The organism is Bhargavaea sp. GQ12, from assembly GCF_059758705.1.
The window spans coordinates 186,587-204,993 of the sequence record NZ_JCAXEU010000004.1; the positions used below are offsets into that span (position 1 = coordinate 186,587).

Annotated in this window: 20 protein-coding genes, 2 tRNA genes and 2 riboswitches; of the genes, 4 read left to right on the forward strand and 18 right to left on the reverse strand. The window is 54.4% G+C overall.

Annotation, left to right across the window (positions count from 1 at the left end; all coding sequences use genetic code 11):
- The first annotated feature begins 14 nt into the window (after positions 1–14).
- Entirely contained in the window at positions 15–176 is a 162-nt protein-coding gene (locus tag AC6CHQ_RS05675; protein ID WP_498081095.1) for a hypothetical protein, read from the forward strand.
- Here AC6CHQ_RS05675 and AC6CHQ_RS05680 read toward each other — a convergent pair.
- The 15 genes from AC6CHQ_RS05680 to AC6CHQ_RS05750 all read right to left on the reverse strand — a co-directional run bounded on the left by AC6CHQ_RS05680 (position 173) and on the right by AC6CHQ_RS05750 (position 13,641).
- Positions 173–838, reverse strand: coding sequence for a methionine ABC transporter permease (locus AC6CHQ_RS05680; protein ID WP_498081096.1), 666 nt, complete (start codon positions 836–838; stop codon positions 173–175). The genes AC6CHQ_RS05675 and AC6CHQ_RS05680 overlap by 4 nt on opposite strands.
- 2 nt (positions 839–840) lie before the next feature.
- The gene (locus AC6CHQ_RS05685) at positions 841–1,890 is read right to left on the reverse strand and encodes a methionine ABC transporter ATP-binding protein (protein ID WP_092052682.1); all 1,050 of its coding nucleotides are present in this window, start codon (positions 1,888–1,890) and stop codon (positions 841–843) included.
- An 11-nt stretch (positions 1,891–1,901) separates the two neighbouring features.
- On the reverse strand, positions 1,902–2,720 hold the full coding sequence (locus tag AC6CHQ_RS05690; protein WP_498081097.1) for a MetQ/NlpA family ABC transporter substrate-binding protein: 819 nt from the start codon (positions 2,718–2,720) through the stop codon (positions 1,902–1,904).
- Complete coding sequence (acsA, locus tag AC6CHQ_RS05695; protein ID WP_498081098.1) at positions 2,717–4,414, reverse strand: acetate--CoA ligase; 1,698 nt, start codon at positions 4,412–4,414, stop codon at positions 2,717–2,719. Before acsA ends, AC6CHQ_RS05690 begins: the two co-directional genes overlap by 4 nt.
- A gap of 14 nt (positions 4,415–4,428) precedes the next feature.
- Positions 4,429–5,157 carry an ABC transporter ATP-binding protein gene (locus AC6CHQ_RS05700; protein ID WP_424237542.1) on the reverse strand — a complete coding sequence of 243 codons (729 nt, stop codon included), beginning with the start codon at positions 5,155–5,157 and terminating at the stop codon, positions 4,429–4,431.
- A 14-nt stretch (positions 5,158–5,171) separates the two neighbouring features.
- Positions 5,172–6,005, reverse strand: coding sequence for an ABC transporter permease (locus AC6CHQ_RS05705; protein ID WP_498081099.1), 834 nt, complete (start codon positions 6,003–6,005; stop codon positions 5,172–5,174).
- A 6-nt stretch (positions 6,006–6,011) separates the two neighbouring features.
- Entirely contained in the window at positions 6,012–7,004 is a 993-nt protein-coding gene (locus AC6CHQ_RS05710) for an aliphatic sulfonate ABC transporter substrate-binding protein (protein WP_498081100.1), read from the reverse strand.
- A gap of 80 nt (positions 7,005–7,084) precedes the next feature.
- Positions 7,085–7,192, reverse strand: a riboswitch (SAM riboswitch).
- Between the two features lie 70 nt (positions 7,193–7,262).
- A riboswitch (SAM riboswitch) is annotated at positions 7,263–7,374 on the reverse strand.
- Positions 7,375–7,473: 99 nt separating this feature from the next.
- On the reverse strand, positions 7,474–8,580 hold the full coding sequence (locus tag AC6CHQ_RS05715) for a D-TA family PLP-dependent enzyme (RefSeq protein ID WP_498081101.1): 1,107 nt from the start codon (positions 8,578–8,580) through the stop codon (positions 7,474–7,476).
- A 295-nt stretch (positions 8,581–8,875) separates the two neighbouring features.
- Positions 8,876–9,310: a YugN family protein gene (locus AC6CHQ_RS05720; RefSeq protein WP_092052705.1), complete on the reverse strand. Its 435-nt coding sequence runs from the start codon at positions 9,308–9,310 to the stop codon at positions 8,876–8,878.
- Positions 9,311–9,378: 68 nt separating this feature from the next.
- Positions 9,379–10,785: a vWA domain-containing protein gene (locus AC6CHQ_RS05725; protein WP_498081102.1), complete on the reverse strand. Its 1,407-nt coding sequence runs from the start codon at positions 10,783–10,785 to the stop codon at positions 9,379–9,381.
- An 11-nt stretch (positions 10,786–10,796) separates the two neighbouring features.
- A complete protein-coding gene (locus tag AC6CHQ_RS05730; protein ID WP_498081103.1) occupies positions 10,797–11,954 on the reverse strand; it encodes an AAA family ATPase in 1,158 nt (385 codons plus the stop codon).
- A gap of 148 nt (positions 11,955–12,102) precedes the next feature.
- Positions 12,103–12,576 carry a RidA family protein gene (locus AC6CHQ_RS05735; RefSeq protein WP_498081104.1) on the reverse strand — a complete coding sequence of 158 codons (474 nt, stop codon included), beginning with the start codon at positions 12,574–12,576 and terminating at the stop codon, positions 12,103–12,105.
- 127 nt (positions 12,577–12,703) lie between these two features.
- A complete protein-coding gene (locus tag AC6CHQ_RS05740) occupies positions 12,704–13,306 on the reverse strand; it encodes a lysozyme inhibitor LprI family protein (RefSeq protein WP_498081105.1) in 603 nt (200 codons plus the stop codon).
- 167 nt (positions 13,307–13,473) lie between these two features.
- Positions 13,474–13,546: transfer RNA gene (locus tag AC6CHQ_RS05745), tRNA-Thr, on the reverse strand.
- A gap of 20 nt (positions 13,547–13,566) precedes the next feature.
- Positions 13,567–13,641 (reverse strand) — tRNA-Asn (locus AC6CHQ_RS05750).
- Positions 13,642–13,835: 194 nt separating this feature from the next.
- Between AC6CHQ_RS05750 and AC6CHQ_RS05755 the strand changes: the two genes are divergently transcribed.
- Positions 13,836–14,492: a polysaccharide deacetylase family protein gene (locus AC6CHQ_RS05755; protein WP_498081106.1), complete on the forward strand. Its 657-nt coding sequence runs from the start codon at positions 13,836–13,838 to the stop codon at positions 14,490–14,492.
- A 42-nt stretch (positions 14,493–14,534) separates the two neighbouring features.
- Here the strand turns inward: AC6CHQ_RS05755 and AC6CHQ_RS05760 are convergent, their stop codons facing one another.
- A complete protein-coding gene (locus AC6CHQ_RS05760; protein WP_251238739.1) occupies positions 14,535–15,248 on the reverse strand; it encodes a KinB-signaling pathway activation protein in 714 nt (237 codons plus the stop codon).
- Between the two features lie 131 nt (positions 15,249–15,379).
- On the opposite strand from AC6CHQ_RS05760, the gene gerD reads away from it, so the two are divergent.
- Together gerD and AC6CHQ_RS05770 are read left to right on the forward strand one after the other, a co-directional pair.
- Positions 15,380–15,997, forward strand: a complete 618-nt coding sequence (gerD, locus tag AC6CHQ_RS05765) for a spore germination lipoprotein GerD (protein ID WP_498081107.1) — start codon at positions 15,380–15,382, stop codon at positions 15,995–15,997.
- 103 nt (positions 15,998–16,100) lie between these two features.
- Positions 16,101–16,544 carry a DinB family protein gene (locus AC6CHQ_RS05770; RefSeq protein ID WP_498081139.1) on the forward strand — a complete coding sequence of 148 codons (444 nt, stop codon included), beginning with the start codon at positions 16,101–16,103 and terminating at the stop codon, positions 16,542–16,544.
- A 31-nt stretch (positions 16,545–16,575) separates the two neighbouring features.
- Here the strand turns inward: AC6CHQ_RS05770 and AC6CHQ_RS05775 are convergent, their stop codons facing one another.
- Entirely contained in the window at positions 16,576–17,037 is a 462-nt protein-coding gene (locus AC6CHQ_RS05775) for a GNAT family N-acetyltransferase (protein WP_498081108.1), read from the reverse strand.
- 205 nt (positions 17,038–17,242) lie between these two features.
- On the reverse strand, positions 17,243–18,355 hold the full coding sequence (gene salA / locus AC6CHQ_RS05780; protein WP_498081109.1) for an iron-sulfur carrier protein/transcriptional regulator SalA: 1,113 nt from the start codon (positions 18,353–18,355) through the stop codon (positions 17,243–17,245).
- Positions 18,356–18,407 lie beyond the last annotated feature (52 nt).

Genomic DNA, 18,407 nt, shown 5'->3' on the forward strand with positions numbered 1-18,407 from the left:
AAGCGAATCGGATGATGCCTATTTTAGTGAAAGTGACGATTGGCGGCTCGAAAGTGACGAATCGGCCCGTGAAAGTGACGAATCACGTCCTGAAAGTGACGAATCGCGTCTTGAAAGTGACGATTCACGTCCTGAAAGTGACGAATGCACATCTCACTGCGTCCGGGTTCAATTAGGCCGACATCTTCAATTTCTTTGCAAAATAGTTCCCCAGGGACTGGATGATCTGCACGAGTACGATCAGGATAATGACGGTGCCAAACATGACCGGCAAATCCCATTGCTGATAGCCGTATCTGAGTGCCAGGTCACCGAGTCCGCCTGTCCCGATCACACCCGCCATTGCAGTGGCGCCGATCAAACCGATTAAGGCAATGGTCATGCAAAGCAAGATTCCCGGTCGTGCTTCCCTCAGCATGATCCTGATGACAATTTGAAAACGTGAAGCTCCCATCCCTCTATACGCCTCGATGATTCCATAATTGACTTCCAGGAAAGCTGTTTCAACGAGTCTGGCAATGTATGGGGCAATATAGACGATGAGCGGTACAATGGCCCCCCGGATCCCGATGGAAGTTCCGACTATCAGCTCCGTAAACGGGATGATCGCAAGCATCAAGATGATAAACGGAAGCGACCGGATAATGTTGACGATTGTGTTTAACAATTGGAAGATCCATTTGTTGGGGTATAAATGATTCGGCCTCGTAACGACCAGCAGGACCCCCAGAGGAATTCCGATGATGGTCGCAATGACCAGCGAAACAATGACCATGACAAGCGTCTCGTATAAAGAGATGCCAAACAACGGAGCCAGCTCATCCATTCGATCCAACATGGCTATACCAATACCTCCTTAGGCTTCCCGCTGATTTCCCTGATGACTTCCACACGGTATACCTTTTCTTCGAGGTAAGAAATGGCCTGTTTTAATTTGTCGGCATCACCCGATAGATGTACGAACAAAATCCCCAGCGGCGTTCCCTTTAAATACGTAATGGAACCATGGACGATATTTGAAGTGACGGAGTAGCTGGAAGCCACCTCACTCAAAACGGGATCCAGAGCCGAATCCCCGCGGAATGCCAGCCGCAGAATATAGGATGGGTCATCTCCCCGCAACGCGGACAGCATCTCCTCTGTAATCATGTTTTCGTAAACGTTCCCTACAAAATGATTGGTCGTTTCTTGAACAGGATTGCTGAAAATATCGAGCACAGTCCCCTGTTCAACGATTTCTCCCTTTTCCATAACGGCAACCCGGTCACAGACTTTTTTAATGACATCCATCTCATGGGTAATCAAAACGATGGTCAGACCGAGCTTTTTATTAATATCCAGCAGCAATTTCAAAATGGAATCCGTCGTTTTCGGATCTAAAGCAGATGTTGCCTCATCGCACAGGAGGATATCCGGATCCATCGCCAACGCCCGGGCAATCCCAACGCGCTGTTTTTGCCCGCCCGAAAGATTGGCCGGATATTGGTTCGCCTTATCTTCCAGACCAACAAGCAACAGTAAATCTTTAACCTTTTTATTGATCTCCTGTTTCGACACACCATTCATCCGCAAGATCTCAGCTACATTATCAAATACGTTATAGGAGGAGAGTAAGTGAAATTGCTGAAAAATGATGCCGATCTTTTTCCTGACATTCCGCAATTCCCTTTCCTTCAGGGTCAGTAAATTTCTCCCATTGATCGACACCTCACCGGATGTCGGTTCTTCGAGAAGATTAATGATCCGGAGCAGCGTGCTTTTGCCCGCTCCGCTGAATCCGATGATCCCGAAGATTTCCCCTTCATTAATCTCAATATTGATGTTTTTCAACGCATCCACTTTTGTTTTTCGATCATGAAACGTCTTGCTGATGTTTTTCAGTTCAATCATTGCATTTCCCCCTATTCATCCAGTTGGAAAGGGTCGTCTGTCACAACAATCACGTTTTCATATCTCTCTTCTATAAACTCTTTTACGGCATCCGAATGGTACAATTCCGTAATTCTTTTATAATCAGGGTCGTCTTTGTCCTCTTCCTTGGCCGCAACCACCATCGGGAATTCCATGCCGGTCTCCAGATAGATCGCTTCTTCCAATGGATTGATCCCCTGATCGATCGCATGTGTGCTTGCCACGACGCCCGCATCGATGCTGCCCAGTGTGCGCAGCATAAGTGGCCCTTCTATTTCCGTGAACTTGAATTTCTTGGGGTTCTCCTTAATATCCTTCATCTTCGGGAGCCCGCCTGTCTGCTCTACCTGGAGCAATTCCACCTCTTCATACAGAAGGAGGGAGCGGCCGACATTCACGGGATCATTGATCACGCCCAATGTTGCGCCGTCAGGTATTTCATCAAGACTCTCGTATTTTTCGGAGTAAATCCCATACGTACTATTGTAAGTCGTCCCGACTATCGCGAGGGCATCCTTACGATCCTCGATATAGTTCTCCAGGAACTGCTTGGTCTGGAACATGTTCAGTTCCAGCTCTCCGCTGCTTAAAGCCCTATTCGGCGTGATATAGTCATTAAATTTAACCACTTCCAAATCGATGCCTTCCTTTGCAGCTTCTTCCTTCACTATTTCTGTGATTTGCTCCGGAGGCCCGCCGGTCACGCCAATTTTTATGGTCCGTTCTTCACTATCTTCGGAAGCAGTTGAACTTGAGCATCCTGCAAGCAGCAATAAAGCGGTTAAGATGATTCCAACTTTTTTATTCATGACGTCCCCCTTTTGTCTGACGCTTCCCCGGCCCGCTGAACTTCCAGCGCCTTCAGCTCACGGCGGAGGATCTTGCCGGAAATCACTGTTTTCGGCAGCTCTTCCATGACTTCGATCTCGCGCGGAGCGGCATGTGCGGCGAGGCCCTGCCTGACGAATACACGGATGTCTTCGAGCAGCTCGGCCGACTCTCTGAAGCCCGTGCGGAGCGTGATGAACGCTTTGACGATTTCTCCGCGGACCGGGTCGGGCTTGCCGATGACGCCGGCTTCAGCGACGGCCGGGTGCTCGATCAGCTTGCTTTCGACTTCGAACGGGCCGATGCGTTCGCCGGAGGAGTTGATCATGTCATCGTCGCGGCTCTGGAAGAAGACGTAGTCGTCCTCGTCCTGGTAGGCGAGGTCGCCTGACAGGTACCAGCCTTCGTATTTAAAGTAGGCGTCGAAGCGGTCTTTGTTCCCCCAGATTTCCTTCATGAGGCCGGCCCATGGAGTCCGAATCGCCAGTTGGCCGACTTCGCCGCGCGGCAGTTCCCGTCCGTTTTCGTCCAGGATGCCGACGGTGATGCCCGGGAACGGGCGGCCCATCGAGCCGGGCTTGATCGGCTCGGCCGGCAGGTTCACGATCAGGTGTCCTCCGGTTTCGGTCATCCACCATGTGTCGTGAATGCGGACGCCGAGTTCGTTCCACGCCCAGTGGATGACTTCCGGGTTCAGCGGTTCGCCGACGCTCAGGATGTGACGGAGTGATGAAAGGTCGAACTGTTTGAGCGCATCTCCCTTTGACAGCAGCATCCGGAAGGCGGTCGGCGCGCTGTACCAGATCGTCACGCCGAATTCCTCGATGAGGCGGTACCAGTCTTCAGCCTTGAAGCGGCCGCCCTGGATGATGACCGTCGCCCGGTTGAGCCACGGTGCGAACAGGCCGTAGACGCTGCCGGTCACCCAGCCCGGGTGGGACGTGCACCAGTAGACGTCGTCATCCTTCACATCGAGCACCCATTTGCCCGAGACATAATGGTGGGAAACGGCACGGTGCGCATGAAGGACACCCTTCGGCTTGCCGGTGGAGCCGCTCGTGTAGTGGATCAGCATGCCGTCTTCAGGCCCGACCCATTCGGTCAGCTCCTCGCCCGGAACCGTTACGATTTCCTCTGCTTCAATCTCATCCGCATAAAGAACCGTTTCAAGCGACGGGATCTCTTCCCGCGGGACGCGCTTGCCGAGCTCCCGGTCGGTGATGAGCAGCGTGCCGCTGCAGTCGTTGATCCGGTCCTTTACCGCTTCTTCCATAAACGCTTCAAACAGCGGGCCGGCGATGGCGCCGATCTTGATGACAGACAAAATGGCGATGTAGCATTCCGGTGTTTTCGGCAGGAAGACAAAGACCCGATCACCTTTTTTCACGCCGTTCTTTTTCAGAACCCGCGCATAGTGGTCCGTCTTTTCCTTGACCTCGCGGAATGTCAGCGACCGACGTTCATCCCCGTTGGCGTAATGAAGGGCAATCTTGTCGCCGTAGCCCTCGTCGACATGGCGGTCGACCGTGGCATAGGCCGCGTTAACCTTCCCGGCCTTCCAGAACAGTTCGGAAGAGGCATCTTCCCAGGTGAATGTGCGGCGGATTTCGTCATAGTTCTCCAGGTTATAGTTGCCCGGCAGCGGCGCAAGGACTTTTTCTTTTACGATTGTCATGCTGTTTCCTCCTCTCAGGACCGGCTCAGGTCCAGGTTCTCGAGTATGTCCGTCTTCAGTTCTGCAAGCCGGATGCTGCCGCGCGGTCTCGGCCGCGGCTCCCCGACGTTGATTTCACTCACGATCTCCCCCGGTCTGCCGCGAAGGATGACAATCCTGTCGCACAGGTAAAGGGCTTCGTCGATGTCGTGGGTGACGAGCACCATCGTCGTGCCCGCCTCTTTCCAGATGTCGAGCAGGAGATCCTGCAGCTGCATCTTCGTGAAGGCGTCCAGCGCGCTGAACGGTTCGTCCAGGAGCAGGACCTCGGGGGAAGTGACGAGAGCACGGGCAATCGCCACGCGCTGCGCCATGCCGCCGGACAGCTCTTTCGGATAAAGATTTTCGCTGTCTCCGAGTCCGACTTTCCTGAGGATTTCACGTCCTTTTTTCTCCTTGTCCCCGGTCTTGCCGGACAACCCGAATGTGGCGTTCTCCAATACCGTCAGCCATGGGAACAGCCTCGGCTCCTGGAAGATGAATCCCGCGGACTCCTGCACGCCATCCACCAATTCGCCGTTCAGGCGGATCTCTCCGTCATAGTTTCCGTCCAGTCCCGAAATCGCCCGGAGCAGCGTGCTTTTCCCGCAGCCGCTTGTACCGAGAAGTCCGATGATCTCGCCCTCTCCCGCGGACAGGTTCACGTTCCGCACCGCTGTCTGGCCGTCGAATGTGCGGCCGACGTTTTTCAGTTCAAGTGCCATGGCCAAGCCCCCCTTTATGATTGAACCGCGCGGTCCTGGTAGTGCAGCGCGCGCTCTTCGATGATTTTCAGAACCCAGTCGGACAACTTGCCGATCACGGCGAACAGGATGATGCTTGCGATGATCGTCTCAGGCGACAGCGTGTTCTGGCCGACGACGAGCAGGTAGCCGAGTCCCTGGCTTGCGCCCATCAGTTCGGCTGCGACGACGAACATCCAGCCGAGTCCGAGCCCGCTCCGGAGCCCCGTGAGGAACGACGGGAGCGCCGCCGGCAGGATGACTCGCGTGACGAGCTGATAGGCATTCAGGCCATACATGCGGCCGACTTCGATCAGCTTTCGGTCAACGCCGGCGATACCGCTCACCGTGTTCAGGTAAACCGGAAAGAACACGCCGACCGCGATCATCGTCACCTTGGACGGCTCTCCGATCCCCATCCAGAGGATGAAAAGCGGAACCCATGCAAGGGACGGAATCGAGCGGAAAGCCTGGATGGTCGGGTCAAGCACATGCTCCGCCTTTTTGTAGAACCCGACGACGGATCCGAGGACAACCGCGACAAGCGCCCCGATCAGGAAGCCTGCGAACACCCGGTAGACCGTGATGCCGACATGGCTCCAGAGGGAACCGTCCTGTACCATTCCGGTGATGGTAGACAAAATCACGCTCGGCGCCGGCAGCTGGTAGGACGGGAAGACCCCCGCCCGGCTGAGCGCCTCCCATACGATGACGATGACCAGCGGCAGGATCCCTCCTAGCAACACTTTCTGGGCGCCCCCCGTTTTGGCGTTTGCTTTTTCCTTGGTCTGCCGGCTTGTGCCGGGAATTGAGATCGCCTGTTTTACCATGTCCGGTCACTCCTCTCCGATCGCCTTCTCAGCGAATGCCGGGTCGATCAGTTCATCGGTCAGTTTCTCCACATCCGCGTCCGGCTTGATGACTTCGCCTTCCTGCAGGATCCGCCCGGCTTCAATCAGGGCTTCACGCTGCGCATCGCCCGGAACAGGTTCGGAGAAGTCATTGCGCTCCATCTGGATTTCTGCGACTTCAAGGGGGATCTCCGCCTCTTCCGCAAGCAGTTCTGCCGCCTCTTCCGGGTTGTCGAGCACCCACTGGCGCGCCTTCTCGTAAGCTTCGATCACCCGCCCGACATGCTCCGGATACTTTTCCGCGAACTCTTCACGGACGTTCAGGAAGCTGTAGGTGTTGAAGTCTTCGTTCCGGTAGAACAGCTCCGAGCCGGACTCGACTTCGAGCCGAGCCATATGCGGATCAAGGCCCGCCCAGGCATCGACCGCTCCGGTCGTCAGGGAACTTGCACCGTCGCCGTGCTGCAGGTTCACGATCTCCACGTCATCAGCGGACAGGCCTGCTTCATCCAGCGCGCGCAGCAGGAAGATGTATGGATCCGTGCCGAGCGTCGCTGCGATTTTCTTGCCCTTTAGGTCTTCCACACTCTCGATTCCGGAGTCCGGATCTGTGACAAGTGCCGTCCATTCCGGCTTCGAAGCGATGTAGACGTTCTGGATCGGCGCCCCGTTCGCCTTGGACATGAGTGAAGCCGCTCCAGCTGCCGAACCGAAGTCGACGCTGTTGCTGTTGAGGAATTCCAGTGCCTTGTTGCTGCCCTGGCTAAATGCCCACTCGACCTTGATGCCGTCTTCCTCAAATTCCTCTTCCAGCCAACCGAACTTTTTCAGTACGAGACTCGTCGGCGAATAATGCGCGTAGTCGACCCGGATCTTGTCCGGGTTCCCATCTTCCTCCGCGTTGGATGATGAGCATCCCGCAAGTGCCAATAGTGCCGCCGCTGTCAGTCCGAGCAGTTTGATTTTCGTATTTTTCATGTTTGTCCTCTCCCCTTCGTTGTATGTACGGATTAAAAAAACGCCCTCTTCTAAGAAGAGAGCGCGGGTGTTCCGTCCTCTTCTTATCTCTTGGGAATTGCTTCCCACAGGAATTAGCACCTTTCCAGACATCGTCTGGTGGTTGCCGGGCATCGTCGGGCCAGTCCCTCCGCCGCTCTTGATAAGAATTTGTTATTCAGTTTTGATGGGATACGAAAAGCCTCCCTGAATGATCAGAGAGGCCGAATGTCCCGTTCTCTCTTATCTTCCCGGACAGATGGATGTCCGGCTGGATGTGGCACCTTTCAGGCATCGCCTGAAGGTTGCCGGGCATCGTCGGGCCAGTTCCCTCCGCCGCTCTTGATAAGAATATTTTGATTTGATTGCCATCTTACAGGATGAATCCCCATTGGTCAACTCGAGTTTTTATAAATGGTCAAATAGTCCGAAATTTAGGACGTTGGTCGGATTAGCCCAGTTTTCCCCTGGCCTCGACCGGAATTTCTTCCACGACTTCACTGCCGGAGACAAGCCAGGCGCGTTCATGCAGGTTGCACACCGGGCAGATGTGGTTCGGGATGATCCGGACTTTGTCGCCGATCTCCACCTGGCGGCTGAAGGCCTCGTTGTAGATGATGGCGTGCTCGTCGAACACACCATCAAGGTAGACCCCGTCGAACTCTTTTATCTTACCGAGCCCTTTTGTGGTTGTGATGCCGGTGTTCCGGGTCTGGGCGGTGATGCCTTTCGCCCCGACGTCAGTGATCACGCGCTCGCGGGTCGGCTTGCTGATGACGGTCGTTAGGATCGTGGCGGCGCAGCGGCCGTAATGGCCGAGTACATTTGACTGGGACGCATCCATGAAAACGTACGTGCCAGGTCGGATTTCTGTAATGCCATCAGGGATATCGAAGCCAAGCAAAAATGGCGGTGTCGAACCGATGCTCACGGTTTCCGGATCCATCCCCTCATTCCGGGCGATTTCCGCGAACCGCAGCGTCCGTGCCGAGGCTTCCTCAAAAAGTTCCCGGCATTGTTCTGCATTTTCCGCTTTGTACGTATGCCCGTCGTGGGAAAAGACTCCGCGGAAGCGGACGTGTTCACTTCTGCGGATTTCTTCCAGCAACACACGAAAATCTCTTTCCTCGATGACCCCCGACCGCTTCTCCCCGACTTCGATTTCCACAAGCACCTGCGCCGGCTTCTGCGCACCACTAAACACCTCTTCAATCTGTCTGATCTGGACCGGGCTGTCCACACCGAATGAAACATCGGCCGTCTCCGCCAGTTTCCGGATCCGCTCGAGCTTTGTCTTGCCGACGACCTGATTGGCGATGAATATATTGTTCAGACCCCGTGCCGCCATCACTTCCGCTTCGCCGGCTTTGGCGACAGTGATACCTGATGCCCCTGCCTCCTCCTGCAGCCTGGCCACATATGGCATCTTGTGTGTCTTCGTATGGGGCCGTAGCTTCACACCGTTTGCATCGGCGTATGCTTGCATCAAGCGGATATTTTCGTGAAGAATTTCTTGGTCTATCAGCAGTGCAGGTGTGTCCAGTTCCTTGACGTTCATATCCCCTTCCCCCTTTTGTTTGAATAGTCTATTAACATTGTCTCCCAAATATGTAGTGCTTGGCAATGGAACAGGTCGGGGGGTGGCTGATTTGTCGCCTGGCTAGCTGTTGCGTGGGCGCGAAAGTACACTAAGCGGCCACGAAAGTACACCAAGTGCTGGCGAAAGTACACTAAACGCTCCCGAAAGTACACCATCCGCCCGCGAAAGCACACTAACGTTTCCCGAAAGTACACAACCTCGCGGCACCCAACACGAAAAAACGCCTGTCCACTCGGGACGGGCGTTTTCGATATCAGCTCGTTTTCAATAATCCCTGCGAATGCATGCAGTCCATGAGATCTTCCACGGCCATTTCTCCTGCGTGAATCCACCTGTTTTTATCGGTGATGTTCCCGTCTTTATCAACCGGACTCTGGAACTGGCTAAAGCCGGTTGCATCCATCAAAGAACTTCCGTCATGATCCAGGCCTACATGCACCACATGCTTGATCACATAAGGCGTGCCGAACTTGATGGTAGCAAACGGGTGATCCAGCTGGCCGTCCACGACGACGAACGGAAGGCGGACATAGATGGTTTCTCCGCCTTCCTGGCACAGGGTATAGTCAAAGCAGCCATGGTCATAGTCCCAGTTTCCGCCCATATGATAGCCGAGGTCACGAATGCAGTCGCTCACAATGCCGTAAGATGCCTCTTTCCCTTCAAGTTGTGTCTGAAGCTTCAGCATGCTGTCTCCTCCTCTGTGTTGTTCCTTTTCAGCATTTACAAAAGGAAAGGAGAGCATACCCGTTCAGCTTAGACTTCAAAGGCGGTAAAGCTGCCTTCTTCGTTGAAATCACTGACCTGGACCACCCGGTCGGTAAACGGTTCGACTGATTCCGGATTGGTGCCGATGAGCAGAGAGAGTACCTGGAAAGCCTTCTCACGTTTTAATTGGTGAAATTGCTCTAGGAATTCGTCCGTTACCTGATCTTCCCCGTCTGTGACAAACACGAGGTCGGCCTCTTTAAATCGGCTTTCGCCGATGACCTCCAAGGCTTCCCCAAGGGGAAGCTCGAATTTTGTCCCGCCTCCAAGAAATGCTTCTGCGAGCCGGACGATCTGAGAGGCGCTGATGTCACCTTTGCTGAATTCAAACTGCCGGACCTGGGATGAAAACAAAATCAGGCACAGGTCCCGCTTCTGTCTTTTCGCAATCGACATCAGAGCGAGAACAAACCCTTTTGACTGGGTGTCCAGCTCCCTCATGCTGTCCGACTGGTCCAGGCAGATGACGATTGGACCTTTATTCAGATGTTCGGGGCCTTTGAGTTCAAATTGCATCGTCTGCCTTTCAGAAAAGCGCCTGAGGAAATCCATCTTCGTCAGCGGATGCGTATAGAGGCTGAGTTCGACCGGCAGCAAGTTTTCAACGTCAATCCCGGTCGTGACACCCTGCCTGGCCACCGACTCGGTCTGCTTCGTCTTCTGCTTTTTGCGGGCCGTCTGCTTGAACCGTCCCGCCCAGTCCGCAATTTCCTTCAGCCTGCGGTCGGTTGAAATTTTCTCCGCTAGGTAGATCTTGTCGCGCAACGGGACTTTCCTCAGTTCCGCATCGCCGCTTCCCGCTCGGCTACCGCCCAGGAGAGACTTCAGCCATTCACCGGCCTGCTGGGCCTCGTCCCGCGCCTGATCCATCGATTGCTGGAAGCTTTCCAGATTGAATTCAATCGTCTCCTTGAGCTTCTCGTTGAATTCTTCCAGGCTTTCTGCAAGGGCTTCCGGATTTAGCTCCTCTTGCTGCCGGCTGGCCTGTTCACGTACATTCCTGAGTTGCTCCCGCAGGCTCTTGTCTTTTTCCGTCTGCATAACCAGCCACTGGTGGGTCTTTTCACCGGTTTTGAGTGTGCTGATCGCGGAGGCCCAGTCGTTTAACCGGGTGAAATGCCGGAACGATTCAAATGACGGATCGGCCATGATCGCCTGCATGATCTGCTTGTTGGCCGCAAGGGATCCGACCGCGTCCTCTTCCGTGATGGAAGGCTTCATTTTGTACAGGGATGCCCAGATGTCTCCGAGCAGCGGCTCAAAAGTCGGCATGACCGCATCATCCCTGAGTTCTTGGAGCCCCTTCGACATCTCCATGATTTCCTTGAACCGCCTCTTGTCGAAGGCGTCTGTGTTCAGGACAGAGATATTTTCTTCGAAGTCCAGCTTACTCATCCGGCATCGCCTCACATTCTGTAGTAGATCCCGGACGTATCCTGGCCATTATCGCCTTCATACATCGAGTTCACGGCGAGTTCCTGCTGCATTGACTTCACTTTCAGGAGAACCGTGTCGATTTCTTCGCCTCTGCCTTCATGGCGCACTTTCAACTGGTCCAGGTCAGCCTCAAGCTTTTTCAGCTTCTGGGACGCTTCCATGCCATACTCGGCCGACGGGTCTTTCCTGACCCGCCCGAAGATATCCTTCGCCTCACGCTTCATCGAATCAAGCGTTTTGACCAGTGAGTCCTGGGCGTGCCTGCGCACGATGATGCAGACGGTCTCTTTCTGGTCGGTCGTCTCCCATAGGGAATGTTCGAGGAGGATCAGGTCTTCCGGCAATACAGTCTGGCGCTTGTTGATCAGCGCCCTCGCCTGCAGGAGGGACAGCGACTGCTTGAACCTGCGGTCGGAAGGGCGGATCCCTTCATCCCGCAGCTCGTTCCGGATTTTCAACAGGGCCGTATAGACTTCGTCCTGGATGGCGACCTGATCCGTCATGTGCTGAAGATCGATCAGCTCCTCCAGAGTCATCGTCGGCCTCTGCTGATGCTGGCCCGAGTCTTTCATCATCGCAATGAAATTCGCCTCATCGGCGATGTAATCTACTTCAAAGCGTAAAAGGAAGCGGTCGAACAGGGCTTCAAGCCCCTCCCCGTCCTCCGGAAATTCATTGGATGCCCCGATCACCGACATGAGCGGCACCTGCACAGGAGTGCCGTCATTGTAAAAGACCCGCTCATTCAGCAGAGTCAGCAGGCTGTTCAGGATCGCGCTGTTCGCTTTGAAAATCTCGTCAAGAAATGCCACATGCGCCTCCGGCATCTTGTTTTTCGTATTCCGCTTGTAGACACCCTGCTCCAAATCCTTCAGCGACAAAGGGCCGAACAGCTCCTCCGGCGTGCTGAACCTCGTCAGCAGCCACTGGAAATACTGTGTCCCTTGAATCATCTTTGAAAGCTCCATGACCAGCGCGGATTTCGCCGTGCCGGCCGGACCGATCATGAGGATATGCTGCCGCGCCAGCGCCGCGACCAGGATCGCCTCGATCTCGGCTTCGCGCTCCTGGAACCTCGCATTCAACGCATCTTTAATTTCATCTATTTTTGTAAGATTGTTTTCCATCTCACCACTGCTCCTGTCTCATGCTGTCTGTATCAATCAGCGTTTCCACCTTTCTCATTCCCTAATCTGGAAAGCAGTAAGCCAAAGGGTCTGTTGACGGCAATAGAAAAACGCTCGATCCCTTGGGACAAGCGTTTTGGGTCCACATTTATTCTGCCGGAATATCTACCGCAAAGATAAACTCAATCTCAACCGGGGTATTGTCCGGCAGTTCCGCCACACCAATGGCAGAGCGGGCATGACGCCCTTTCTCGCCGAAAATCTTCACCAGCAGCTCGGAAGCCGCATCGAGGACTTTCGACGGTTCATAAAAGCCCGGTGCCGTCTGGACAAAGCCGGTCACCTTCAACACCCGTTCCACCCGGTCGAGACTTCCAACTTTAGCTTTCAGAGCACTAAGCCCTTTCAGCACGCAGTATTCGGCGAGTTCACGGGCCTGCTCAACCGTCACGTCTTTGCCGACCTTCCCCGGATAAGGCACGTGCCCACCGATCCTTGGAACCTGGCCGCTTACATATGCCGTTCCCTGGTGAATCGTGACCGGGACATAACTGTACAGTGGCGCCACAGCCTCCGGAAGCTCCAGGCCAAGTTCATTCAAACGATTTTCAATCCGATCCATTCCGTTTCTCCCCCAATCTTTATATCCGTACAAACGCGCTCAGATTAAACAGTATCAAGTCTAATCAGAACCCACAAACAAGAAAACCGCCTGCCCCAAATGGGACAAGCGTTTTCCCGCGATAAAATCACTTCATGTAATCCTCAACCAATTCATAGCATCGTTCTTCGGTAAGCTGGGCCAGAACCATTACATATTCCAGGTGCTCCTGCGTTCCGCCTTTGAATTTCAGCGATGCTTCCAATGCAGTTTCATCTCTATACTTGATCCACTCTCTCTGTTCTTCTCTTAGTCGGTCCATCTCGTCTTGCGGCAGCTGTTCCTGCAAAACCCCGTAGATCTCATTCAGCAGTTCATCCCAAATCTCCCACTTGTCGTTGGCCACCTTTTTCAAGGCGTAGGTGGATGAATCGGTTTCCTTTAGCTGGTCCGCTTTGGCCTTTGCATCACTCAGCTTCTGGAGGTATTCCTCTTTGATGCTAATTTCGCCGGCATGGCTGGCCGTTTCTTCCTGACCGTTCGTTTGATTGGTTTCAGTGCTTTCTGATGTAATCTCTTCTTGTTCGATGGTTGTGTCATCATCCGGTAAGTCCGCTCGAACAACCGTTGACGTCCCACTGGTTGATGATTGATCAACCATTTCGATATCCGTTTTAGTAGAGGGACTGTTGCAGGCCCCCAGGATTATCATGGCTGCCGTTAGTATGATCATTAACTCGCCTTTTCTCATATCTGCGCCCCCAACCCTTATAAGTTTCATTTTACAGATTGCATCACTTTTTTATTCTTCTCTATTTCAATCCCTCAACCCTCCAATTCTAGTAGATTTCCAGATCAATAGGGGTTCAAGTTCATAAAGAAAAACGCCTGCCCCAAACGGGACAGGCGTTTCGTGTAAGCTTCCAGCCGGGCTCGAACCGGCGACCTCTTCCTTACCATGGAAGCACTCTGCCTACTGAGCTATGGAAGCATTTTAAGTGAAAATAAAAATGGCTCCGCAGGTAGGACTCGAACCTACGACCGATCGGTTAACAGCCGATTGCTCTACCACTGAGCTACTGCGGAATATTGAAATATCGTACCGACAGATATCATTATACACAGGAGGTCGGTACGTTTCAACCCTATTTTTTTGTTTGCCGAACCTGTTTCAGTTTGTCCTGATTACCCGGTTTCTATACTGCTTCCTCGACGCTCATGCCCGTCCCCTGCCCCGCATAAGCTAGAAGAGCGAGTTTCACGGAAAGGGGCGCCCCCAATTGAAGAAGTTGTTGCTGTTTGGGCTGTTTTTCCTGTTTACTGCATTTGTGCTCGTCCGGTCTTCGGGCGGCGGGCCGCTCATTCCGGTGTTCAACATCACCCAGGAGCCTGATGTGATCGTGCAGGGCAGCCACGGCGCCGCTGTGACGGTCGACCTGTCGTTCGGCGATTCGGAAGTGAAGGCGTGGCTTGAGGAACTGCAGGCGCCTTATCCGCTCATCTTCGCCGATCCGGCCTGGCTGGAGCGCTCTCCGGACCTGGTCAAGCTGATGATCGACCGGAACATCCCGGTCGGACTGCTTGGAGCTGAAGGCAAACTGTATGAAGACGAGCCGAAGCTGTTGGATGAGCAGATTGCCATTTACGAGGCTCACTTCAGCCGCAAGCCGCTTTATTTCCGGACATCCGACGAAGAATTCCCGAAAAAACTCCAAAATCAATTATTCAAAGCCGAGGTGAACGCGCTCGGGTCGACCATGAGATGGGATGGCGGCAAGCTGCCGAAAAAACGGGAAGGCCTGATTTTGTCGGTCCAGCATCATCAGGAGGCGCGGACCGACCTGAAAAAAGTTTCGGAACTTCTGTCAGCCAATGAATTCCTGGCCATCGAAGATGTCCTGTTCGGCGTGGAGACGAAGGAAAGGAAGTTCCCGTAAACAAGAAAACACCCGGCATCTGCCGGGTGTCAGCGGCCCCCATCACTGGGCGGTCCGCTTTTTCTTTTGTTTCGGATTGCCGGAAGCAGCTTCGGCCCGTTTGCGGGCTTCGCGGCGCTCCTGGCGCTTTTTGATGTCTTCTTCCGATTTGGCATTGTACTTCGGCAGCATGAGCAGCTGGTACATATTCACGGCCAGGAGCGGGAACAACAGGATGGTGACCCACTGGTCGATGTTGCCGCTCCGGACCATCAGCGCAGGAAGCCATTCAAGCGTCGTGATGACGATCATGAAAAAGAGCGACGAAATGAGGACGTGCTTTTTGCCCGTCATCTTCACCTTCAGCCATGCTGTCAGCGCAGGCACGGCGATCAGGAAGAAGAGCAGCATCAGGTAAAGGGCGGTCCGGCTTCCGTCGCCCTGTGTGATGTCAAAGCGGAAGAACACGAGGTCGAACAAAACGACCGCGATGATAAGCATCTGCACCCAATTCCATAGAGTCAGGGAACGGAAGATGTTCACGCCGAACTGGTGGACCGTCAGATAAGCGAAAAAGCCCATCTGTGCCACGACGCTCATCGTGAAACCAAGAAAGACCATCCAGAGAAATGCCGCGATGAATTCGCCATATTCCCCGGACTGGATAAATGGAGAAAACGTATCGTTCCAGCGCACGATCAGACCGACGAGGCCGGTGATGCCGCCCCCGATCAAAAGTGCGTTGAGGAAAAATTTAAACCAGTTGCGTATTGTCACGTCAGATTAAGCCTCCGTTTTTCATTTCCATTCTTCAGTGTATCAACGATGCCACGAAAAATCTATTTTGCGCACGCATAGTCTGCGCCAAATTGTGAACAATAATTGAAACGATGGCGGGAAAGGATTTGATGCGTGTGAAGCGGTTCCTCCCGGCCGGACTCGCTCTTCTCCTTCTTTCGGGATGCGGAGGCGGGCAGGCCGCCCCGAACTATGAAGAGACAAAAAAAATGGTGACCGACGCCCTCCAGACCGAGGACGGCAAAAAAGCGATCCGCGATCTTCTCTCCGATCCGGAGTTCAAGGACATGGTCGCCCTCGAACAGGAGGAAGTAAAGACCTCAATCGAGGAAACGATGCTGTCAGACAAGGGCAAGGAGTTCTGGAAAAAGCAGTTCGAGGACCCGAAGTTCAAGGAAACCATTGCGAAATCGATGCAGGAGCAGCAACAGGACGTCATGAAACAGCTCATGAAAGATCCCGATTTTCAAAAGGACCTGGAGTCCTTGTTCGGACAGGCGGAAATGCAGAAGACCCTCGGTGAAGTCATGAAATCCTCTGACATGCGCGAGGAGATGAAAAAAGTCGTCGAAGAGACGATCAATTCCCCAACCCTCGCCTCAAAGTGGCAGAAACTGATCGAGGAAGCCGGCAAGAAAGAAGGCGGCGGGGGCGGCGGTGAAAGCGGAGGCGGCGGTGAAGGCAGCGGCAAAAAAGAAGAAAGTGGCGGCGGGGGCGGAGGCTCCTGACATCAAAAAAGGACGATCCGGAAAATACCGGGAGCGTCCTTTTTGGCCGTTTTCTTTATAATCGGAGACAAAGGGGAAAGCATCATGCTCGCATCAGAAAATCATCTGGCACAACGAGGAATCTGTCCGTTTCATGCAGTCGCTCAGCAGGTTGTCCGAAGAAGAATGGCGGCGGCAGCTCGGTCCGGGCCAGTGGTCCATCGCGGAAGTAGCCGGTCATTTCGCACCGTGGGACCGGTTTATCCTGGAGCAGCGGCTACCGTATTTATTCGGGAGCGATCCATTGCCGGAGGGACCGGATGCGGATAAGCTGAATGCACGCTCCGCACGGAATAGCCGCGAGCGAAGCCGGGATGAAACAATAGACGAGTTGGTCTCGGTCCGCCGGCAGCTGATTGGTGCACTGCGCGATCTGCCGGACGGTGACTGGAGCCGCGAATTCCAAATCGGTTCAGGCCGGATGACGCTCGGGGAATATTTTGAAGGAATGATTGCACACGACCAGCACCACTTCCGGCAGATCCGGCAGGCGCTGGATACCGAATAAAGCGGGGTTCCGGCTGCCCGGAACCCCATTTTTATATTTCCGCTTTTGTCATGACAATGAACCGCGTATCGCCACGGGTGAATGTGCCGGTCTCCCGGAACCTGGCTTTCCGGTACAGTCGGATGGCGCGTTCGTTAAATTCGGCCACGGTGAGACGGAAGGCTGCGGGTGACCGGATCGCCCTCAAATGGTCAAGGATGTATGTGAAAAACGCCATCCCTTCCCCGCGGCCGGTCCGCTCCGGCTTCATTCCGAGGCCGATATCGATGATTCCGTCCCCTTCCGGATAGGCGCCTGCCCCGTATCCCGCCGGCACCCGGGCCTCCTCCCCTGTGCAGTAAAAGCCGACGAGGCGTCCATCTTCGAAGACGGCTGCATACCCTATGAGCTCCTCCGCCCCTTCTCCGTCCATATTGTAGAAATCGTACGGCGGCGGATACGCCCAGCCCGTGATCTCCTTGGATTCCTGTTCGCCTATTGGACGGATTTCCATATCTCGTTCACCCTTTCCAAGCATGAAGAACCATTCGACGGCGGGCGGCTTCGCTCCTCTTTCAGGAAAGGGCTGCGGTTGCGAAAGTGACGATTCGCCCCCTGAAAGTGACGAATAGGCTTCCGAATGTGACGATTCGCACGTTGAAAGTGATGAAAGCAAAAGCCGCCGCACCCCCATCGGGTGCAGCGGCTGCTGAGTCAAATCAGTTATTCTTAGGGTCAAACGGGCTGACCGGGCCTTCGTTTTGCGCAGGCTCGCTGTCCTTGCCGAGCTTCGCCACGATATTAGAGGCGATTTCACCGTAAAGCTTCCCTGTCGGATGGTCTTCGCCGTAGACGGACGGGGCGAAGTCGTTTTCGTCCCAGTCCGGCTGGCCGAGCGGGATCTGGCCGAGCAGTTCGGTGCGGAGCTCTTCGGCCAGTTTCGGGCCGCCGCCCTTGCCGAAGACGTACTCCTTCTCGCCAGACTTGGACTCGTACCACGACATGTTCTCGACGACGCCGAGAATTTCGTGTTCTGTTTTGAGCGCCATCGCACCCGCGCGCGCCGCGACAAATGCGGCTGTCGGGTGAGGCGTCGTGACGATCAGTTCCTTCGAAGTCGGCAGCATTTGGTGGACGTCCAGTGCCACGTCGCCCGTGCCCGGAGGCAGGTCGAGGAGGAGGAAGTCAAGGTCGCCCCACTCCACGTCGCGGAAGAACTGGTCAAGCACCTTTCCGAGCATCGGGCCGCGCCAGACGACGGGCGCGTTCTGGTCGACGAAGAAGTCCATCGAGATGACCTTCACGCCAAATCGCTCAACCGGGATGATCGAGTTGCCGCGGACAACCGGGTTCTGCTCGATGCCCATCATGTTCGGTACGCTGAAGCCGTAGATATCGGCATCGACGAGGCCGACTTTTTTACCCATACGAGCAAGCGCGACGGCAAGGTTGACGGAAACCGTCGACTTGCCGACGCCGCCCTTGCCGGATGCGACCGAGATGATCTGCACTTTATTCAGTGGAGACAGGATATCCTGTGCCTCGGAAACGTCCGCCGTGCCGCGGAACTGTTCGAGCTTCTCAGCCGGCAGTTCTTCGAAACGGATGCCGACCGTCTTCACGCCGGCCTTTTTCAGCGTGTCGACGACTTTCATCTGGAGCTGCATCTGTTCGGCGTTGTTGATCTTGGCAATCGCAAGCTTGACGCTCGCATGCTCTTTTTCTTCTTTGATCGAGACTTCGGTGATGCCGCCGGTCTCGTCCAATGTACGATGAAGGAACGGGTCCTGAAGTGCTCCGACCAGTTCCCGGATTTGTTGTTCATTAATCAATTTCAGACACTCCCAATCCGGTCATTTCTACCTACAGTATACCATAGGGAAA